This window comes from Micromonospora sp. LZ37 (genome assembly GCF_059359015.1).
In genome coordinates, this window is record NZ_JCADBL010000003.1 from 246735 (window position 1) to 266311 (window position 19577).

The 19577-nt window shown below is 71.6% G+C and carries 17 protein-coding genes, 1 tRNA gene and 1 pseudogene; 13 read left to right on the forward strand and 6 right to left on the reverse strand.

The features are described 5' to 3' along the window. The first annotated feature begins 132 nt into the window (after positions 1 to 132). Positions 133 to 1152, forward strand: coding sequence for a sulfite exporter TauE/SafE family protein (locus AC5L3Z_RS08775; protein ID WP_494840943.1), 1020 nt, complete (start codon positions 133 to 135; stop codon positions 1150 to 1152). Positions 1153 to 1376: 224 nt separating this feature from the next. Here the strand turns inward: AC5L3Z_RS08775 and AC5L3Z_RS08780 are convergent, their stop codons facing one another. From AC5L3Z_RS08780 to AC5L3Z_RS08790, 3 genes are all read right to left on the reverse strand, one after another. Then, complete coding sequence (locus AC5L3Z_RS08780) at positions 1377 to 2810, reverse strand: pyridoxal-dependent decarboxylase (protein ID WP_494840945.1); 1434 nt, start codon at positions 2808 to 2810, stop codon at positions 1377 to 1379. Between the two features lie 226 nt (positions 2811 to 3036). After that, positions 3037 to 4047 (reverse strand): LLM class flavin-dependent oxidoreductase, encoded by a 1011-nt coding sequence (locus AC5L3Z_RS08785; protein ID WP_494840947.1) that lies wholly within the window; start codon positions 4045 to 4047, stop codon positions 3037 to 3039. A 94-nt stretch (positions 4048 to 4141) separates the two neighbouring features. Further along, on the reverse strand, positions 4142 to 4621 hold the full coding sequence (locus tag AC5L3Z_RS08790; RefSeq protein WP_334522650.1) for an Lrp/AsnC family transcriptional regulator: 480 nt from the start codon (positions 4619 to 4621) through the stop codon (positions 4142 to 4144). A gap of 83 nt (positions 4622 to 4704) precedes the next feature. Between AC5L3Z_RS08790 and AC5L3Z_RS08795 the strand changes: the two genes are divergently transcribed. After that, positions 4705 to 5880 carry a trans-sulfuration enzyme family protein gene (locus tag AC5L3Z_RS08795; RefSeq protein WP_494840948.1) on the forward strand — a complete coding sequence of 392 codons (1176 nt, stop codon included), beginning with the start codon at positions 4705 to 4707 and terminating at the stop codon, positions 5878 to 5880. 68 nt (positions 5881 to 5948) lie between these two features. Here AC5L3Z_RS08795 and AC5L3Z_RS08800 read toward each other — a convergent pair whose 3' ends face one another. From AC5L3Z_RS08800 to AC5L3Z_RS08810, 3 genes and pseudogenes are all read right to left on the reverse strand, one after another. Beyond that, entirely contained in the window at positions 5949 to 6362 is a 414-nt protein-coding gene (locus tag AC5L3Z_RS08800) for a hypothetical protein (RefSeq protein WP_494841290.1), read from the reverse strand. Positions 6363 to 6593: 231 nt separating this feature from the next. After that, positions 6594 to 6698: pseudogene (locus tag AC5L3Z_RS08805) on the reverse strand (terminase gpP N-terminus-related DNA-binding protein); the annotation flags it as partial. 35 nt (positions 6699 to 6733) lie between these two features. Continuing rightward, positions 6734 to 6806: transfer RNA gene (locus AC5L3Z_RS08810), tRNA-Leu, on the reverse strand. A gap of 94 nt (positions 6807 to 6900) precedes the next feature. On the opposite strand from AC5L3Z_RS08810, the gene AC5L3Z_RS08815 reads away from it, so the two are divergent. The 11 genes from AC5L3Z_RS08815 (at position 6901) to polA (ending at position 19570) form a co-directional block, all read left to right on the forward strand. After that, on the forward strand, positions 6901 to 7521 hold the full coding sequence (locus tag AC5L3Z_RS08815) for an ANTAR domain-containing response regulator (RefSeq protein ID WP_494840950.1): 621 nt from the start codon (positions 6901 to 6903) through the stop codon (positions 7519 to 7521). A 176-nt stretch (positions 7522 to 7697) separates the two neighbouring features. Then, positions 7698 to 8888, forward strand: coding sequence for a hypothetical protein (locus AC5L3Z_RS08820; protein WP_494840951.1), 1191 nt, complete (start codon positions 7698 to 7700; stop codon positions 8886 to 8888). Positions 8889 to 9147: 259 nt separating this feature from the next. After that, positions 9148 to 10308, forward strand: coding sequence for a branched-chain amino acid ABC transporter substrate-binding protein (locus tag AC5L3Z_RS08825; protein WP_494840952.1), 1161 nt, complete (start codon positions 9148 to 9150; stop codon positions 10306 to 10308). A gap of 107 nt (positions 10309 to 10415) precedes the next feature. After that, on the forward strand, positions 10416 to 11366 hold the full coding sequence (locus AC5L3Z_RS08830; RefSeq protein WP_494841279.1) for a branched-chain amino acid ABC transporter permease: 951 nt from the start codon (positions 10416 to 10418) through the stop codon (positions 11364 to 11366). After that, positions 11363 to 12472, forward strand: coding sequence for a branched-chain amino acid ABC transporter permease (locus tag AC5L3Z_RS08835; protein ID WP_494840954.1), 1110 nt, complete (start codon positions 11363 to 11365; stop codon positions 12470 to 12472). The genes AC5L3Z_RS08830 and AC5L3Z_RS08835 overlap by 4 nt, the downstream gene beginning before the upstream one ends. Then, positions 12465 to 13310: an ABC transporter ATP-binding protein gene (locus AC5L3Z_RS08840; RefSeq protein WP_494840956.1), complete on the forward strand. Its 846-nt coding sequence runs from the start codon at positions 12465 to 12467 to the stop codon at positions 13308 to 13310. Before AC5L3Z_RS08835 ends, AC5L3Z_RS08840 begins: the two co-directional genes overlap by 8 nt. Then, a complete protein-coding gene (locus AC5L3Z_RS08845) occupies positions 13300 to 14010 on the forward strand; it encodes an ABC transporter ATP-binding protein (RefSeq protein ID WP_494840958.1) in 711 nt (236 codons plus the stop codon). Before AC5L3Z_RS08840 ends, AC5L3Z_RS08845 begins: the two co-directional genes overlap by 11 nt. A 36-nt stretch (positions 14011 to 14046) precedes the next feature. Next, positions 14047 to 14958, forward strand: a complete 912-nt coding sequence (locus AC5L3Z_RS08850) for an ABC transporter substrate-binding protein (RefSeq protein ID WP_494840960.1) — start codon at positions 14047 to 14049, stop codon at positions 14956 to 14958. A gap of 2 nt (positions 14959 to 14960) precedes the next feature. Further along, positions 14961 to 15941: an amino acid ABC transporter permease gene (locus AC5L3Z_RS08855; protein WP_494840962.1), complete on the forward strand. Its 981-nt coding sequence runs from the start codon at positions 14961 to 14963 to the stop codon at positions 15939 to 15941. Further along, entirely contained in the window at positions 15938 to 16744 is an 807-nt protein-coding gene (locus tag AC5L3Z_RS08860) for an amino acid ABC transporter ATP-binding protein (RefSeq protein ID WP_494840964.1), read from the forward strand. The genes AC5L3Z_RS08855 and AC5L3Z_RS08860 overlap by 4 nt, the downstream gene beginning before the upstream one ends. 126 nt (positions 16745 to 16870) lie before the next feature. Further along, the gene (gene polA, locus AC5L3Z_RS08865) at positions 16871 to 19570 is read left to right on the forward strand and encodes a DNA polymerase I (protein ID WP_494840966.1); all 2700 of its coding nucleotides are present in this window, start codon (positions 16871 to 16873) and stop codon (positions 19568 to 19570) included. Positions 19571 to 19577 lie beyond the last annotated feature (7 nt).

Below are 19577 nucleotides of genomic sequence, written 5' to 3' on the forward strand. Positions count from 1 at the left end.
GACTCCAGGGCGGACCCGGCGCCTCCGTCGGGTGGCGGCGTCCCACCCACCGATCGGGGACTTGACCGCGGCCCCCTCGTGCCGCATTGTCGACCAAGTCGATAGGAGATGCCGAAAAGTTCGGAGGGGCTCGTGCGCAAGCTTCTGGTCCTCGCCCTGGTCGGGCTGGCCGCCCAGCTCGTCGACGGGGCGCTCGGCATGGCGTACGGGCTGACCTCGTCGACCCTGCTCCTCTTCGCCGGGGTCGCCCCGGCCGCCGCCTCCGCCTCGGTGCACCTGGCCGAGATCGGCACCACGTTCGCGGCCGGCGTCGCCCACTGGCGCTTCGGCAACGTCGACTGGCGAGTGGTTGGCCGCATCGCGGTGCCCGGCGCGCTCGGCGCCTTCGCCGGGGCGACCTTCCTCAGCTCCATCTCCACCGCCTCCGCCGCCCCCTGGATGGCCGGCATCCTGTTCGCTCTCGGCGCGTACCTGCTGGTGCGCTTCTCCCGCCCGCTGCGCGCCAACCGGGCCGCCGGGCGGCTGCGCGGCCGTTTCCTCGGGTCGCTGGGCCTGGTCGCCGGCTTCGTCGACGCCACCGGCGGCGGGGGATGGGGCCCGGTGGCGACCCCCGCCCTGCTGGTCTCCGGCCGGATGCAGCCGCGCAAGGTGATCGGCTCGGTCGACACCGCCGAGTTCGTGGTCGCCGGCGCGGCCAGCGTCGGCTTCCTGATCGGACTGGGCAGCGAGGGCTTCCTGCTGCCCACCGTCGCCGCCCTGCTGGCCGGCGGCCTGATCGCCGCGCCGGTCGCCGCCTGGCTGGTGCGGATCGTCCCGGCCCAACTGCTCGGCGCGGCGATCGGTGGGGTGATCGTGCTGACCAACGCACGCATCCTGCTGCGCGCCGGCGACGCCGGCGGCGCGCTCCCGCCCGTGGTCTACGCGCTGCTCACCCTCGGCTGGCTGGTCGCGCTGGCGCTGGCGGTGCGGGCGCTGCGCCGTACCCGTCGGGCCCGGCCCACGGCGGACACCGCCCTCGCCGCGACCGGCGACGCCGCACCGGCGCACGCCGCGACGCCGGCGGTGCCGGTGCCGGCGGTCGGGTCGGTCCCCGTGGCGCCGGCCACCGCGCCGGTCCGGGACACCACGCGGTTGGCCGCCGCCGACCGCTGACCCCACGGGTACGCCCCCGCGCCCGCACCGCCCCGAGGATTCGCCTTCCCGTCACGCGGTGTCACCGCGCTGGAGGCGGATGTCCCTGTGAGCGTGATACCGCAGAGGGATATTGATGCCTCTGAGGTATCACGCTCTTCGCCGAACCGCCCTCGCCGCCTGGGCTGCCCCTGCCGCCGCCCATCCGCCCACCGCCATCCGTCAGGTGGCGCCCGCTGGAGTTGTCAGTCGGCCAGGAGTTCGGTCGCGGCCGTCGACAGCAGCGCCCACGCCTCGTCGACGTGTGCGGCCGTGGTCAGCGGCGAACCGACCGCCAGCCGCAGCGTGTACCGCCCGGCGACCCGGGTGTGGGTCAGGTGCACCCGTCCGGTGGCGTTCACCCGGGACAGCAACGCGGCGTTGATCTCGTCGCCCGCCCGCAGCCGGAAGCAGACCAGGGAGAACGGGTGCGTCGCGGCCAGCTCGAACCGGTCGTCCTCGGCCACCCGGGCGGCGAACCCGTCGGCGAGGGCCACCCCGGTGCGGATGTGCGCCCGCAGGCCCTCGGCGCCGTACCAGCGCAGCACGAACCAGAGCTTCAGCGCCCGGAACCGTCGGCCCAGCGGCACCTGCCAGTCCCGGTAGTCGATCACCGCTCCGGACTCGGTCGCGGCGTTGCGCAGGTACTCCGGCAGCACTGTCAGCGCCTCGATCAGCTCGCCGGCGTCGGCCACCCAGAACGCGTCGCAGTCGAAGCCGGTGAGCAGCCACTTGTGCGGGTCGAAGCAGTACGAGTCGGCGTACTCCAGCCCGGCGTGCGACCAGCGCAGCTCCGGGCAGAGCGCCGCCGCGCCCGCGTACGCGGCGTCCACGTGAAGCCAGACCCCGTACTCGGCGCAGATCGCACCGATCTCCGGCAGCGGGTCGACGGCGGTGGTGGAGGTCGTCCCGATGGTGGCCACCACGATGGCGGGCACGTCGCCGTCGGCGCGGTCGGCCTCGATCGCGGCCCGCAACGCCTCCGGGCGCATCGCGAGCGTCGCCGGGTCGACCTCGACCGGGCGGACCCCGTCCTCACCGAGGCCCGCGATCCGGGCCGCCTTCTCGATCGACGAGTGCCCCTGGGTGGAGGTGTACGCCCGGTAGCGGCGGTCCACGCCCGCCTCCCGCCAGCGGCCCTTGCTCGCCCGGTGCAGGGCGCCGAGGGTGGCGACCAGCGTCGCCGAGGAGGCGGAGTCCTGGATCACCCCGCCGCCGCGGCCGGTGGAGCGGAACCGCTCCGGCAGGTCCATCAGGCCGGCGAGCCAGTCCAGCATCACCGTCTCCAGCTCGGTGCAGGCCGGCCCGGTCGCCCAGAGCATGCCCTGCACGCCGAGGCCGGAGCTGACCAGGTCGCCGAGCACGCTCGGGCCGCTGGTGTTCGCCGGGAAGTAGCCGAAGAATCCGGGGTGCTGCCAGTGGGTGAGCCCGGGTGTGATCAGCGTGTCCAGGTCGGCGAGCACGGCCTCGACCGGCTCGCCGTGCTCGGGCGGCCTCGCGGGCAGCGCCGCCGTCACCGCGCCGGGCGGGTCCTGGGAGGTCACCGGGCGCTGCCCGAGGGTCGTCCAGTAGTCGGCGATCCAGTCCACCACCGCGTACCCGGCACGGCGGAACTCGTCGGGGGTCATGTGCTCAGCCATCCGACGAGTCGACCAAACCGATCCAGTCCGGGCAAGGGGCGGGCGGCTGCCGTCGCGTGGCCGGTAGGCACCGGGTCGCCAGCCGCGGAATCCGCACAGCTGGCGACCCGGTGCACCACACCGCAGCACCCCCGACCCGTCCCGACCGGGAGTGCCGTACCACCACCGGGGATAAACCTAGGCGGGCTGCGCGACGGCCGGGTGACGCGGGTATGAAGAGCGTGTTTCAGGCATCCCGCCGCAGGCCACCGGCCACCTTCTCGGCGATCAGCTCGAACGAGCGGATCCGGTCGGCCACGTCGTAGACCATCGTGGTGAGCATCAGCTCGTCGGCGCCGGAGCGGGCCAGCAGCTCGGTCAGCTGCCGGCGGACGGTCTCCGGCGAGCCCATCGCCTGGCCGTCCCGGCGCTGCCGGACGAACTCCCGCTCGAACTCGTTGTACGGGTACGCCGCCGCCTCGTCGGGGGTCACCAGCGGCTCCGGGTGGCCCGAGCGCAGCTTCAGGAAGGAGAGCGCGCTCGGCCCGGCCAGCCACTCGGCCCGCTCGTCGGTCTCCGCGCAGACCGCGTTGACCGCGACCATGGCGTACGGCTTCTCCAGCCGACGCGACGGCCGGAAGTGCTGCCGGTACAGCGCCAGCGCGGGCAGCGTGTGCTGCGCGCTGAAGTGGTGCGCGAAGGAGAACGGCAACCCGAGCAGGCCGGCGAGTTGGGCGCTGAAGCCGCTGGAGCCCAGCAGCCAGACCGCCGGAGCCTGGCCGAGCCCCGGGGTGGCCGTGATCGGGCCCGGTTCGTCGCCACTGAAGTAGTTCATCAGGTCGGCCAGCTCGCGGGGGAAACCCTCGGCCGACAGCCCCTCCATGGTCCGCCGCAGCGCCAGCGCGGTCACCTGGTCGGTGCCGGGCGCGCGGCCGATGCCCAGGTCGATCCGCCCCGGGTGCAGCGCCTCCAGGGTGCCGAACTGTTCGGCCACCACCAGCGGCGCGTGGTTGGGCAGCATCACCCCGCCCGAGCCGAGCCGGATGGTCGACGTGTGCGCCGCCAGGTGGGCCAGCAGCACCGCGGGCGCGGAGCTCGCGATCGCCGGCATGTTGTGGTGCTCGGCCACCCAGAACCGGCGGTAACCCAGCCCCTCGGTGCGGCGGGCCAGCTCGGTGGTGTGCCGCAGCGCCTCGCCGGCGTCGGCGCCGGCCGCGACCGGGGCAAGATCAAGAACAGACAGGGGTACGTCGATCACGGCTGTGCCAACCCGGCCCGTGCCGGATTTGTTCCGCGAGTGGCGGAAGGGACCGCTCGGCAGGTCCGCCGTACCGGGGGCCTTCGTCAACCGGTCAGCCCACGCCGCGTGCCTGCTCGAAGATCAGACTGGTCTGGGTGTGCTGCACGGCCGGATCCACCGCCAGGTGGTCGAGCACGAAGTCCCGCAGCGCGTCGCCGGACGCGGCCCGTACGTGCAGCACGTAGTCCTCCGCGCCCGCGACGTGGAACACCGACACCACTCCGGGCAGCCGCACCGACCGGGCCCGGAAGGCGTCCACCGCCGCCCGCTCGTGCGCGGTGAGGCGGACCGACACCAGCGCCTGCAACGGCAGCCCGACCGCGGCCGGGTCCACCTCCGCGTGGAAACCCCGGATCGCCCCGCACTCGCGCAGGGCCCGGGTCCGGGTCAGGCAGGTGGACGGTGCCACCCCGACCCGCTCGGCGAGGGCGTTGTTGGGCAGCCGGCCGTCCACGGCCAGCTCGGTGAGGATCGCGCGGTCGACGTCGTCCAGGGCGGCGAAGCGCCGCACATCGTTCGGTGCAGGGGGCATCCGGCCATCCTTCCCCGAATATCGCGTCGAGAAAAGCCGAAACTGAAGAATCTTCTGCGCCTCTATTGCCCCATGACGTGCTGATGTTCGACGCTTCGCCCATGACGACCGTGGACACCCGGGCCGTGCACGCCGGCCGCGACGATCTCGCGGGCCTCGGCGTCCACGTGCCGCCGATCGACCTCTCCACCACCAACCCGCTGCCCTCGGTGGGCGACGGCGGCGACGCGTACGAGCTGCTCGCGACCGGCGGCACGCTCCCGCCCGGCGCCAGCGCCGTCTACCAGCGGCTCTGGAACCCCACCGTGGCGCGCTTCGAGACCGCCCTCGCCGAACTCGAGGGCACCGCCGAAGCCGTCGCCTTCGCCAGCGGCATGGCCGCCCTCACCGCCGCCCTGCTCGCCGCCGTCCGCGACGGCAAACGCCACGTGGTCGCCGTCCGCCCCCTCTATGGCGGCACCGACCACGTGCTCGCCACCGGGCTGCTCGGCACCGAGGTCAGCTGGGCCCGCCCGGACGAGGTGGCCGCCGCGGTCCGCCCCGACACCGCCCTCGTCATCGTCGAGACCCCGGCCAACCCCACCCTCGACCTGGTCGACATCGCCGCGCTCGCCGCCGCCGCCGGCGACGTGCCGCTGCTCGTCGACAACACCGTCGCCACCCCGGTGCTCCAGCAGCCCGCCCGGCACGGCGCGGCGCTCGTCCTGCACAGCGCCACCAAGAGCATCGGCGGTCACGGCGACGTGCTCGCCGGCGTCGTGGCCTGCGACACCGGCTGGGCCGCCCGGCTGCGTCAGGTCCGCGCCGTCACCGGCGCCGTGCTGCACCCGCTCGGCGCGTACCTGCTGCACCGGGGGCTGCAGACGCTGCCGCTGCGGGTGCGCGCGCAGCAGGCCGGCGCCGAGAAACTGGCCCTCTGGCTCTGCGGGCACCCGGCCGTCGAGCGGGTGCACCACCCGGTCGTCCACGACCCGGCCGGGCTGGTCGGCCGCCAGATGTCCGGCACCGGCAGCCTGCTCGCCTTCGAGGTGCGCGGCGGTGCCACCGCCGCGGCCACGGTCGCCGGAGCGTGCGAGCTGATCACGCACGCGGTGTCGCTCGGCGGGGTGGACACGCTGATCCAGCACCCGGCCTCGCTGACCCACCGGCCGGTGGAGGGGGCGGCGAAGCCGTCCGGCGGGCTGCTGCGGATCTCCGTCGGCCTGGAGGACCCGGAGGACCTGCGGGCGGACCTGGCGCGGGCGCTCGCGGTGATCTGACCGGCGCTCGCCGTGCCTGTCGCGCTCGTCGCGGGCGACCGGCGTCGCCTCGGGTCGTTGTCTCGCGCTCACGACTTCGGGCCGACGTGTCGGTCGAGGGCCGCGACCGCCTCCCGTCGGGCCACGGAGAGGGAGTTGCGACGGTTCATCTTCCAGGCGATGCCGAGCAGGTCGAGGGCCCACTGGCAGAGGCCCATGATGTCGGCGGACTCGTTGGTGAACAGGTAGCGCGGGTAGACGTAGGCCCGGCCGCGGACGGTGACCCGGTTGCTGACCCGGCAGCCGTCGGAGTGGAAGAGGCCCCGCAGGAAGGCGCCCGGGTGGCGCTCGACGATCTGACGCTGCCAGTCGGCGAGGACGATCGGCCGTTCGTGCTTCTTGCCCGGGCCGTGCTGCGGAAACAGGCACGGCCAGTGCCTGCCGTAGCTCTGCACGTTGACACAACCCCGCTGCCGGACGTGCTGAACCTTGGCTGCCAGCACCGATCGCATGGCGGCGTCGCAGGCACTGATCAGGTCGGGCCAGGCGCTACTGCACGAGATCCGCAAGACTGGAACGCGTGCCGAGGTGACCAGGTGGCCGTCACCCAGGTACAGGCCGAGGAGGTAGCTGTAGGCGGCGGGATCTGTCGGGTTGCCGACGCCGGGCCGGCAGCGGAAGCAACGCAGAGCCGTCCCAAGGACGACCGGTTGGGGCCGGTCCCGGCACCAGTGCCAGACGGTGCGGTAGGAGAGCCCGACACTGCGGGCGGTGTCAGCGACGGATGCGCCTGAGAGATAGAGCTTCCGCGCGCGTGCGCGTATCTCGGGTGGGTGCATACGGGCATTCTCGAACGCGCGTACGACACAATCGGTGCCCCCGGTGGGATTCGAACCCACACTGTATGGATTTTGAATCCATCGTCTCTGCCATTGGACTACAGGGGCCTTGGGCTTCTCGGCCCCAACAGGTTACCCACTACGCTATAGGCGGCGACACCCGGCACGGCGGGTGTCGGGCTCAGACTGGTGGGAGTGGCTCGTGGCCGACACGCAGACGGATGCCGAGCGCAGGCGCGTACTGATCGCCGAGGACGAGGCGCTCATCCGACTGGACCTGGCCGAGATGCTGGTCGAGGAGGGCTACGAGGTCGTCGGCGAGGCCGGCGACGGCGAGACCGCCGTCCGGCTCGCCGAGGAGTTGAAGCCGGACCTGGTCATCCTCGACATCAAGATGCCGATCATGGACGGGCTGGCCGCCGCCGAGCGGATCGCCGGCGCCCGGATCGCCCCGGTGATCATCCTGACTGCCTTCAGCCAGCGCGACCTGGTAGAGCGGGCCCGGGCGGCCGGCGCGATGGCCTACCTGGTCAAGCCCTTCCAGAAGAGCGACCTGGTGCCGGCGGTGGAGATCGCGCTCTCCCGCTACTCCGAGATCGCCGCCCTGGAGGCGGAGGTCGCCGGCCTCACCGACCGCCTGGAGATCCGCAAGACCGTCGAGCGCGCCAAGGGCGCGCTGATGACGACGTACGGGATGACCGAGCCGCAGGCGTTCAAGTGGATCCAGCGCACCGCGATGGACCACCGGATGACCATGAAGGAGGTCGCCGAGCGGATCCTCGCCGAGACCGCCGGCGGCGAGGTGGCCCAGCCGGCCTCCTGACGCCGGACCCGAACGCCCGACGCCGACGCGCCGGGCCGGGGAGGCAAACGCCGCCCTCCCGCCCCGCGGGCGCCGGTCGGACCCGCCTGCCCCGCGCTTCCGCGGCCGGCGCCGACCTGGCGCGTCCCGGGTGTGTCACGGTGCCCGCCCCGGCGGGCGGTCAATAGCATCTGTCCGTGTCGGCGCGGTGGCTGGTGGCGGTGCTCGGCGGCTTCGCCGTGCTGCTCGCCGGCTGCGATCCGGCGGAACCGGACATCGGCCGCGCCGAGCCGGACGCCCGCCGCGCGGCGCCGCTGCACCCGGACTGGCACGCGCTGGCCCTGCCGGCGCCACCGGGTCCGCCCGGCCGGCTGCTGCTGCGCGACGCGGCGGCCTGCGCCGGCCGGTGGTATGTGGTGGGCGGGTCGGCCGACCCGGCGGGGGAGACCCGTCCCGCGGCCTGGACCAGCGGCGACGGCACCTCCTGGTCCGCCCTGCCGCTGGCGCCGGTGAGCCATTACGGGCGGCGGCACGTGCTCGCCGTGGCGGCCTGCCGGAACGGGCGGCTGGCGGCGCTCGGGGCGAGCACCGGCGGGGTGCACGGCAACCCGCGCACCGGCACGTGGTCGCAGGCGTCGGACGGGACGCTGCGGGAGGCGCCCGCCCCGTTCGAACTGTACGGCGGGCCTCGGGCGGTGAGCGTCTCCCGGCTGGCCGCCGGTCCGGCCGGGTGGTTGCTCGTCGGGACCCGGGTCGACGGGGCGGCGGTCTGGACCTCGCCGGACGGCGAACGGTTCACCCTGCGCGAGGGCGTGCCGGAGCTGGCCGGCGACGGGCGCGGCCGGACGGTCGGGTACGACGCGGTGGCCGTACCGTCGGGGTGGCTGGTGGTGGGGGCGGTCCTGCCGGCCGGCGCGGCGGCGCCGGCGCCGCTGGCCTGGGCCTCGGCGGACGGTCTCAGCTGGCGGCGGACGGAGCTGCCGGCGCCGGACGGGCGCGGTCGGGCGCAGCGGGTGACGACGGTCGGCGGCGCGGTGGTGGCGGTCGGCCCGGTGCGCGACGGCTTCGCGGCGTGGCGCCTGGCGGGACGACAGTGGCGGCGGGCCGGCGGGTTCGGCGCGGGCGGTCCGGGGGGCTCGTCGGTGGACGCGCTGGTGTCCGCCGGCCGGGCGGTGGTGGCGGTGACCGCTGCCGGTGGGGGTCACGGACTGTGGTTCTCCGCGGATTCGGGCGATTCGTGGCGGACGGTGACGATGCCGAGCGCGGTACCGGACACCGGGGACGCGGCGGTCGGGGCGGCCTTCCAGGAAGATCGATTGCTGGTGGTCGCCGACGACGGTCAGGCGTCCCATGCCTGGTGGGCGGCGCTGTCAACCATCGATCGGTAGCGGGTCGTCGCCGGTTGACCCGTTACCGACGAATCAAAGGTGAAGAAGCTTCACGACCGATGATTCTTACAGCGATCGCTTCCGATCCGCCACGCCGTGTAACGGTTCGGTCAACGCACTCCCTCGGGGCTTTCATCCGGGCTCTGCGGTGGGATAGCGTCCGGCCCCAGACCGGCGACGACGGTCTGGTTCGTCCGCCCCCGCAAGTGCCGATCGGCAGCGGGTGGTTCGAACCATTGGACGGAGGAGGGTTCGGGCCTTGAGGCAGAAGCTCGCGCGCGTGATTGGTGGAGCGGCCATGCTGGCGCTCGTCGCCGGCGGCACCGCATGCTCCAGCGGCGGTGGCGACACCGCCGCCGGTGGCGACAAGTGTGGCAACAAGATTGCGTTCTTCGGCGCGCTGACCGGTAGCTCGGCGGCGCTCGGCATCAACGAGAAGAACGGCGCCAAGCTGGCGGTCGACAAGTACAACAAGGCGAACGCCGACTGCAAGGTCGAGCTGGTCGAGCTCGACTCGCAGGGCAGCCCCGACCAGGCGCCGGGTCTGGCCCAGAAGGCGATCGACGACGCCAAGATCCTCGGCATCGTCGGCCCGGCCTACTCGGGTGAGTCGGAGGCCGCTGGTCCGCTGTTCAACGAGGCCGGCCTGGTGACCATCACCCCGTCCGCGACCCGGCCCAGCCTCGCCGAGCAGAAGTGGAAGACCTTCTTCCGCGCGGTCGGCAACGACTTCAGCCAGGGCCCGGCGGCCGGCACCTACATCAAGAACGTGATGAAGGCCGATCGGGTCTACGTCATCGACGACCAGTCCGCCTACGGCGCCGGCCTGGCCGACGAGGTCAAGAAGGTGCTCGGCCCGGCGGTCGTCGGCTCGGACAAGGTCCAGGGCGAGGGCAAGCAGACCGAGTTCTCGGCGGTGGTCACCAAGGTCAAGGCCGCGAACGTCAAGGCGGTCTTCTACGGCGGCTACTACCAGGAGGCCGGCCTGATCCGCAAGCAGCTCACCGCTGCCGGGGTCACCGCGCCGCTGGTCGCCGGTGACGGCGTCAACGACGGTGCCTACATCACCTCCGCCGGCGCGGCTGCGGCCGAGGGCACCATCCTGACCTGCCCGTGCCAGCCGGCCACCGCGGCCCGCGGCACCTTCGCCCAGGAGTTCAAGGCCCTCAACGGCACCGAACCGGGCACCTACAGCGACACCGCCTACGACGCCGCGAACATCCTGCTCGCCGGCATCAAGGACGGCAAGACCACCCGCGAGGGTCTGCTGGAGTTCGTGAAGGGCTACAGCGGCGAGGGCGTCGCGGCGAACTACAAGTTCGTCGAGGGCGGCGAGCTCGACCCGGCGCAGGTCAAGGTGTGGGCGTTCAAGGTTACCGGGGGTAAGGTCGTGCCGGACCAGGAGATCCCGAAGTCCTGACGCCGGTCGCTGCTACAGCGATTGAGTTGTGATCGCGGGTGCGGCCGGGAGCTCGCTCCCGGCCGCGCCCCCTTTTTCTCTCTCCAGACCCGATGGAGCGTCCCTCCTTGAACTTCGACGGACTGTTCTCCAATTTCGGAGAACTCACGACGACCGGCCTGACGCAGGGCGCGATCTACGCCCTGGTCGCGCTGGGATACACGCTGGTCTACGGCGTACTGAGACTCATCAACTTCGCCCACTCCGAGGTCTTCATCGCCGGCGCCTTCGCGGCGCTGTGGACCTGGAACGGATTCGGCCTCGACCAGAACTCGCAGGTCACCGGCATCGGCACGATCCTGTTCTACCTGGTGGTGGCGATGATCGTCGCCGCGATCGCGTCGGCGGGCACCGCGACGGTGATCGAGCGGGTGGCGTACCGGCCGCTGCGTAAGCGCAACGCTCCTCCGCTGGCCTTCCTGATCACGGCGATCGGCGCGTCGATCGCCATCTCCGAGGCCTTCGGCATCTGGACCCGCCGGCTTCCGGAGGGTGCGCCGCAGCTCGTCAGCCCCAAGCCGCTGTTCGAGATCTTCGGGGTGCCGATCGACGCCATCCAGTTGCTCACCCTCGGTGCCGCGCTGGGAATGATGTTCGCGCTCGACATGTTCATCAACCGCAGTCGGGTCGGTCGCGGCATCCGGGCCGTCGCCCAGGACGCCAACACCGCCGCGTTGATGGGCGTGAACAAGGACCGGATCATCCTGATGGTCTTCATCGCCGGTGGCGCGATGGCCGGTGTGGCCGGCCTGCTCTACGACGTGCGGATCCAGACCCTCACCTACAGCGTCGGCTTCCTGCTCGGTCTCAAGGCGTTCACCGCGGCGGTGCTCGGCGGCATCGGCAACCTGCGGGGCGCCCTGCTCGGCGGCCTGCTGCTGGGCGTGGTGGAGAACTACGCCTCCGGCCTGTTCGGCAGCGAGTGGAAGGACTTCGCGGCGTTCGCGCTGCTGGTGGTGCTGCTGATGTTCCGGCCGACCGGTCTGCTGGGTGAATCGCTGGGGAGGGCACGGGCATGACGACCGTCCTGGAGAGGGTGCGCTCCGGCCGCGAGGCGGCCGGGGAACGGTGGCGCGGAGCGCCGCGCTGGGTGCGCTGGGCGCTGCTGGCCGCGGTGATCGTGTTCTTCTACGCGCTGCCGAACAAGGAGTTCTACCAGTACCTCGGGCCGATTCCGACCCCCGGTGCGAACTTCACGCAGGTGATGTTCACCGTTTCGATCTACGTGCTGCTGGCCGTCGGTCTGAACATCGTGGTCGGCTTCGCCGGCCTGCTCGACCTCGGCTACTTCGGCTTCTTCGCCGTCGGCGCGTACACCGTGGCGGTGCTGACGTCGCCGACCAGCGACCTGAAGACGCTCTGGCCGTGGCTGCTGGCGGTGCCGGTGGCGATCGCGCTGACCATGGTCTCCGGTGTGATGCTCGGTACGCCGACGCTGCGCCTGCGCGGCGACTACCTGGCACTGGTCACCCTCGGCTTCGCCGAGATGATCCGGATCGGGGCGGTCAGCTCCGAGTTCCTCAAGGGCCAGCGGGGCTTCAACCAGATCCCGCACCCGCCCGGCCAGTACGCCGACGGCAAGCCGTTCTTCGGCGTGCTGGACGCCCGGCCGTACTACTGGCTGGTGCTCACGGTGATCATCCTGGTGGTGATCGGGGTGCGTAACCTGACCCACAGCCGGGTCGGGCGGGCCTGGATCTCGATCCGGGAGGACGAGGACGCCGCGCAGCTGATGGGCGTGCCGACGTTCAAGTTCAAGCTCTGGGCCTTCGCGGCGGGCGCGGCGATCGCCGGCCTGGCCGGTGCGCTCTTCGCGGGCAAGCAGAACTTCGTCAACTCGCAGAACTTCGAGCTGCTCAACTCGATCATCATCCTGGCCGCGGTCATCTTCGGCGGCTCCGGCAACATCGTCGGGGCGATCGTCGGCGGCGGCCTGGTCGCGTACATGATCGAGCGGTTCCGCGGCATCGAGCTGTTCGGTGTGGAGCTGTACGAGTACCGGTTCCTCTTCTTCGGCCTGGTGCTGGTGATCATGATGATCTTCCGGCCGGAGGGGCTGATTCCGAACCGACGACGCGCGGCGGAGTTCAAGGATCGTCGCAAGGAGGTGACCGTCGGTGAGTGACACCGAGCAGACGCCGGGCGTTCCGGCGCAGGCCGGCGCGCCGGCAGTGGAGACGGTCCAGCAGCGTGAGCCGCTGCTGGAGGTCGACAACGTCACGCTTCGCTTCGGCGGCGTGGTGGCGCTGAACGAGGTGGACTTCACCCTGTACAAGGGTGAGATCCTCGGTCTGATCGGGCCGAACGGCGCGGGCAAGACCACCTGCTTCAACGCCATGACCGGCATCTACCAGCCCACCGAGGGGCAGATCCGGTTCCGGGGCGAGAAGATCAGCGGCAAGAAGCGGCACCAGATCACCAAGATGGGTATGGCGCGGACGTTCCAGAACATCCGCCTCTTCCCCGAGATGACCGCGCTGGAGAACGTCCAGGTCGGTGCCGACGCGCACCACAAGACCAGCGTGCTCGCCGCGCTGCTCCGGCTGCCCCGGCACTGGAAGGAAGAGCGCGAGGGCCGGGAGAAGGCCGAGCGCCTGCTGGAGTTCGTCGGCATCCGTCACCGGATGCACGAGTTCGCCCGCAACCTCTCCTACGGTGAGCAGCGGCGGCTGGAGATCGCCCGCGCGCTGGCCACCGACCCGGTGCTGCTCTGCCTGGACGAGCCGGCCGCCGGCTTCAACCCGGCGGAGAAGGAGGAACTGCTCCAGCTCATCCGGCAGATCCGGGACACCGGCGTGACCGTGCTGTTGATCGAGCACGACATGCGCCTGGTCATGGGGGTCACCGACCGGATCGTCGTGCTGGAGTTCGGAAAGAAGATCGCCGAGGGGCTCCCCGCCGAGGTGCGGGACAACCCGAAGGTGATCGCGGCGTACCTGGGGGTGCCGGACGATGCTGCTTGAGATCGACGATGTGAGCCTGCTGTACGGGCGGATCCAGGCGCTGCACGGCATCAGCCTGACGGTGGACGAGGGCGAGATCGTCGCCCTGATCGGCGCCAACGGCGCCGGCAAGTCGACCACGATGCGGGCGATCTCCGGCATCCGGCCGGTCGCCACCGGCAGCATCCGGTTCAACGGTGAGGACATCACCAAGCTCCGGGCGGACCTGCGGGTCCGGCGTGGGCTCTGCCAGGCGCCGGAGGGTCGGGGCATCTTCCCCGGCATGTCGGTGCTGGAGAACCTCGACATGGGCGCGTACACCCGCCGGGACCGGTCCGGCATCGCGCAGGACCTCGACCGGGTGCTGGAGCTCTTCCCGCGCCTGGCCGAGCGACGCAAGCAGCCGGGCGGCACGCTCTCCGGTGGTGAGCAGCAGATGCTGGCCGTCGGCCGGGCGCTGATGAGCCGGCCGAAGCTGCTGCTGCTCGACGAGCCCTCGATGGGTCTGGCGCCGATGCTGATCCAGCAGATCTTCAGCATCATCACCGAGATCAACGAGCAGGGCACCACCATCCTGCTGGTGGAGCAGAACGCGCAGCAGGCACTGGCGCGGGCGCACCGGGCGTACGTGCTGGAGACCGGCCGGATCGTCAAGAGCGGCACCGGCGCCGAGCTGCTGCACGACCCGGCGGTCAAAGAGGCGTACCTCGGCGTGGCCTGACCGGCCGTCACCCTTTATCGCAAGGAGCGCAACGACATGTTCAACATCAGTGGTGGCCGTCGGGCCGTCATCGGCGTCAGCGGCGCCGCACTGCTCGCGCTCTCGCTCGCCGCCTGCGGCGAGAAGGAGGCCACCCAGCAGCCCGGCGCCGGCCCTTCCGTCACCGCCGCGGCCGACTCGGCCCTGGCCGCGAAGGTGCCCGACGCGATCAAGGCCGACGGCGTGATCAAGGTCGGCACCGACTCGACGTACGCCCCGAATGAGTTCCTGGACCAGGACGGCAAGACGATCGTCGGCTTCGACGTGGAGCTGTTCAACGCCGTGGCGCAGAAGCTCGGCCTCAAGGCCCAGTACGAGGCGGCGCCGTTCGACTCGATCCTGCCCGGCGTGGACTCCGGCAAGTACGAGATCGGCGTCTCGTCGTTCACCATCAACGCCGAGCGGCTGAAGAGCGTCAACATGGTCAGCTACTACTCCGCCGGCACCCAGTGGGCCACCAAGGCCGGCAACCCGGCCAAGGTCGACACCGAGAACGCCTGCGGCAAGAAGATCGCCGTGCAGGTCGGCACCGTGCAGCTCGACGACATCACCGCCCGGTCGAAGAAGTGCACCGACGCCGGCAAGCCGGCGATCACCATCGACCAGTACCAGGCGCAGAGCGACGCCACCGCCGCCGTGGTCAGCGGCAAGGACGACGCCATGCTCGCCGACTCCCCGGTCGGCGCGTACGCGGTGAAGCAGAGCAACGGCGCGCTGGCGCTGCTCGGCGACATCTACGAGGCCGCCCCGTACGGCTACGCGGTCAAGAAGGACCAGGCCGCGTTCGCCGAGGTGCTGAAGGAGGCCGTGCAGGCGGTCATCGCCGACGGCAGCTACAAGTCGGCGCTGGCCAAGTGGGGCGTCGAGGGCGGCGCGATCACCACGGCCCAGCTCAACCCCGCCAGCTGAGCATGTCGGTCAACACGGATACACCCGAACGGGCACGGCCGGAACCCATCCAGGCCGTGCCCGTGCGGCATCCCGGGCGCTGGGTCGCCGTTGGCGTGATCGGGGTGCTGGTCGCGATGTTCGTCCACCTGCTGGTGACGAACAAGGCGTTCAACTGGTCGTTCATGGTCGACGAGATGTTCCGGCCACCGATCATGCAGGGGGTGCGCGGCAGCATCGCGCTGCTCGTGACCTCCATGCTGATCGGTGTCGGGCTCGGTGTGATCATCGCGATCATGCGGCTGTCGGAGAACCCGATCCTGCGCGGGGTCTCCTGGGCGTACACCTGGTTCTTCCGGGCGGTGCCCCGGCTGGTGCTGGCGATCCTCTTCGGCAACCTGGGCATCCTCTGGTCCCGGCTGGAGTTCGGGCTGCCCTTCGACCGGCAGATCGGCGCCCTGTTCGGGGTGGACGACTTCGAGGCGCGGCTGTTCGGCTTCTCCACGGTGGACATCCTCAGCGGGTTCGTCGCCGGCATGCTGGCGCTGGGTCTCTCCGAGGCCGCGTACATGGCGGAGATCGTCCGGGCCGGCATCCAGTCGGTGGACGAGGGGCAGACCGAGGCCGCCCAGGCGCTCGGCCTGAAGCGGTCCCAGATCCTGCGTCGCATCGTGCTGCCGCAGGCCATGCGGGTGATCGTCCCGCCGACCGGCAACGAGACCATCGCGATGCTCAAGGACACCTCGCTGGTGGCCTTCGTGCCGGTCTCCGCCGAGCTGTTCTTCCAGCTCAGGGCCGTCGGTAGCCGGACGTTCCAGGTCTTTCCGATGTTGGTCGCGGCGACCATCTGGTATCTGCTGCTGACCAGCGTGCTGCTGGTCGGCCAGTACTACCTGGAGCGGCACTTCTCCAAGGGCTTCGATCGCAGCAGCCAGGCGAAGACCAAACTGCGGGGCATGGCGGTCGGTGGCGGCGGTGCCGCCGGAGGGGCGGGGGGCGTATGACCGGCGCGACGACTCCGGCGCAGGCCGGCGCGACGACGGGCGACGGCGTGATGGTCCGGGCCGAGCAGGTGCACAAGTCGTTCGGCTCGATCGAGGTGCTCAAGGGCATCGACCTGGAGGTCCGCTCCGGCGAGGTGTGCTGCCTGCTGGGGCCCTCCGGCTCCGGCAAGTCGACCTTCCTGCGCTGCATCAACCACCTTGAGAAGATCAACGCCGGTCGGATCTGGGTGGACGACGAACTGATCGGCTACCGGGAGCGCGGCGGCAAGCTGCACGAGCTGCGGGAGAAGGAGGTCGCCGCCCAGCGCCGTGCGATCGGCATGGTGTTCCAGCGGTTCAACCTCTTCCCGCACATGACCGCCCTGCAGAACGTCGCCGAGGCGCCGGTGCTGCTGGGCCGGGAGAAGAAGGCCGCCGCCCGGGACCGGGCCGCCGCGCTGCTGGAGCGGGTGGGGCTGGGCGACAAGCTCGGCAACTATCCCGGCCAGCTCTCCGGCGGTCAGCAGCAGCGGGTGGCGATCGCCCGGGCGCTGGCGATGCAGCCGAAGCTGATGCTCTTCGACGAGCCGACCAGCGCCCTCGACCCGGAGCTGGTCGGCGAGGTGCTCGACGTGATGAAGGACCTGGCCCGCGACGGCATGACCATGATCGTGGTCACCCACGAGATCGGCTTCGCCCGTGAGGTCGGCGACTCGCTGGTCTTCATGGACGGCGGCGTCGTGGTCGAGTCGGGTGTGCCCCGCGAGGTGATCGCCAACCCCCGGCACGACCGGACCAAGGCGTTCCTGGCCAAGGTGCTCTGAACCGGTGCTCCCGGTGCGGCCTCCCGGCCGCACCGGGAAGCCTCCGGGCCGCCGGCCCGGGCCTCCCGCCGGTGGACAGCGATGTCGCAGCCGCTGCTGTCGGGGGGTACGACTAGAGTCGCTCGGGTGACAGCTACGACGCCGCGCCTGCTCCTCGTCGACGGACACTCCCTGGCATACCGGGCCTTCTTCGCCCTGCCGGTGGAGAACTTCTCCACCACGACCGGGCAGCCGACCAACGCCGTCTACGGCTTCACCTCGATGCTGATCAACGTGCTCCGCGACGAGCAGCCGACGCACATCGTGGTCACCTTCGACGTCTCCCGCCGCTCCTTCCGCACCGAGCGCTACGCGGAGTACAAGGCCGGCCGCAGCGAGACCCCGACCGACTTCCACGGCCAGGTCAGCCTGGTCAAGGAGGTGCTCGCGGCGCTGCGCATCCCGGTGGTGGAGAAGGAGGGGTACGAGGCCGACGACGTCATCGCCACCCTGGCCTGCCAGGCCCGCGACCAGGGCATGTCGGTGCTGATCACCACCGGCGACCGGGACGCGTTCCAGCTCGTCGGCGATCGGGTCACCGTGCTCTACCCGCGCAAGGGCGTCTCCGACCTGGCCCGGATGGACCCGGCGGCGGTCGAGGCGAAGTACGGGGTCGGCCCCCAGCAATATCGGGACCTGGCCGCCCTGGTCGGCGAGACCAGCGACAACCTCCCGGGCATCCCGGGCGTCGGCCCGAAGACCGCCGCCAAGTGGATCAACACGTACGGCGGGGTGGACGGGATCATCGCCCGGGCCGACGAGATCAAGGGCAAGGCCGGCGACAGCCTGCGCGAGCGGCTCGCCGACGTGATCCGCAACTACGAGATCAACTGCCTGGTCTCCGACCTGGAGCTGCCGATCCGTCCGGAGGAGGCCCGCTGGCAGGGCTGGGACCGGGAGGCCGTGCACCAGGTCTTCGACACCCTCCAGTTCCGGATCCTGCGCGACCGGCTCTACCAGTACCTGGAGGCCGTGGAGCCGGAGGCCGAGGCCGGGTTCGACCTGACCGGCGAGGTGCTGACCGAGCCGGGCGCGCTGGCCGGCTGGCTCGCCACGCACGCCCCGGCCGGCGCCCCGGTGGGCCTGGCGGTCAAGCTCGACACCGGTCCCAACCGCCGGCACACCGCCTCGGTGACCGGGATGGCCCTGGCCACCGCCGGTGGCGCGGCGGCCTGGTTCGACCCGGCCCGGCTGGAGCCGGGCGACGAGTCGGCCCTGGCCGGCTGGCTCGCCGACGCCACCCGCCCCAAGGTGCTGCACGACAGCAAGCCGGCGGTGCTGGCCTTCGCCGCCCACGGCTGGTCCCTGGACGGCATCGCCCGGGACACCCAGATCGCCGCCTACCTGGCCCGCCCCGACCAGCGCTCCTACGACCTGACCGACCTGGCGCTGCGCTACCTGCACCGCGAGCTGCGGGTGGACGCCCCGGAGACCGGTCAGCTCACCCTCGACGGGCTGGGCGACGACGGCGCCGCCGAGCAGAACCTCATGCTCCAGGCCCGGGCCACCCTCGACCTGGCCGACGCGATCGACGCCGAGCTGTCCCGCGACGGCGAGCAGTCCGCCCGGCTGATGGCCGGGGTGGAGCTGCCGCTGATGCGGGTGCTGGCCGACATGGAGCGGATCGGCATCGCCGCCGACACCGAGTACCTGTCGGAGCTGGAGGCGCACTTCGCCGCCGAGGTGAAGGCCGCGGCGCAGGGCGCGTACGAGGCGGTCGGGCGGGAGTTCAACCTCGGCTCGCCCAAGCAGCTCCAGGAGATCCTCTTCACCGAGCTGGGCCTGCCCAAGACCAAGAAGATCAAGACCGGCTACACCACCGACGCCGACGCCCTCCAGTGGCTCCACGCGCAGAACCCGCACCCGGTGCTGGCCCACCTGCTGCGCCACCGCGACGTCGCAAAGCTCAAGTCGACCGTGGACGGCCTGCTCAAGTCCGTCTCCGACGACGGCCGCATCCACACCACCTTCAACCAGACGGTGGCGGCCACCGGGCGACTCTCCTCCACCGAGCCCAACCTCCAGAACATCCCCATCCGCACCGAGGAGGGGCGCCGGATCCGTCGCGCCTTCGTGGTGGGGGAGGGCTACGAGCGCCTGCTCACCGCCGACTACAGCCAGATCGAGATGCGGATCATGGCGCACCTCTCGTCGGACGACGCGCTGATCGAGGCGTTCAACTCCGGCCACGACTTCCACGCCGCCACCGCCTCCTCGGTCTTCGAGGTGCCGGTCGCCGAGGTCACCCCCGACCAGCGGCGCAAGATCAAGGCGATGAACTACGGCCTGGCGTACGGGCTGAGCGCGTTCGGCCTCTCCCAGCAGCTCGGGATCAGCGCCGACGAGGCGCGTGGGCTGATGGAGAACTACTTCGCCGGGTTCGGCGGGGTCCGCGACTACCTGCACGAGGTGGTCGCCCGGGCCCGGCAGGACGGCTACACCTCCACCATCCTGGGCCGCCGCCGCTACCTGCCCGACCTGGTCAGCGACAACCGGCAGCGCCGCGACATGGCCGAGCGGATGGCGCTCAACGCCCCGATCCAGGGCTCCGCGGCCGACATCATCAAGGTCGCCATGCTGCACGTCGACAGCGCGCTGCGCGACGCCGGGCTGCGGTCCCGGATGCTGTTGCAGGTGCACGACGAACTGGTCTTCGAGGTGGCCCCGGGCGAACGGGAGGCCCTGGAGACGCTGGTGCGGCGGGAGATGGGCGAGGCGTACCCGCTCTCGGTGCCGCTGGAGGTCTCCGTCGGCGAGGGCCGGGACTGGAACAGCGCCGACCACTGACCGGGGC

Bases quoted from the DNA above. Each gene is read 5' to 3' on its own strand.
- AC5L3Z_RS08780 (WP_494840945.1), bottom strand. From the start codon at position 2,810: ATGGCTGAGCACATGACCCCCGACGAGTTCCGCCGTGCCGGGTACGCG.
- AC5L3Z_RS08790 (WP_334522650.1), bottom strand. From the start codon at position 4,621: ATGCCCCCTGCACCGAACGATGTGCGGCGCTTCGCCGCCCTGGACGAC.
- AC5L3Z_RS08795 (WP_494840948.1), top strand. From the start codon at position 4,705: ATGTTCGACGCTTCGCCCATGACGACCGTGGACACCCGGGCCGTGCAC.
- AC5L3Z_RS08835 (WP_494840954.1), top strand. From the start codon at position 11,363: ATGACGACCGTCCTGGAGAGGGTGCGCTCCGGCCGCGAGGCGGCCGGG.
- AC5L3Z_RS08845 (WP_494840958.1), top strand. From the start codon at position 13,300: ATGCTGCTTGAGATCGACGATGTGAGCCTGCTGTACGGGCGGATCCAG.
- AC5L3Z_RS08850 (WP_494840960.1), top strand. From the start codon at position 14,047: ATGTTCAACATCAGTGGTGGCCGTCGGGCCGTCATCGGCGTCAGCGGC.
- AC5L3Z_RS08855 (WP_494840962.1), top strand. From the start codon at position 14,961: ATGTCGGTCAACACGGATACACCCGAACGGGCACGGCCGGAACCCATC.
- AC5L3Z_RS08860 (WP_494840964.1), top strand. From the start codon at position 15,938: ATGACCGGCGCGACGACTCCGGCGCAGGCCGGCGCGACGACGGGCGAC.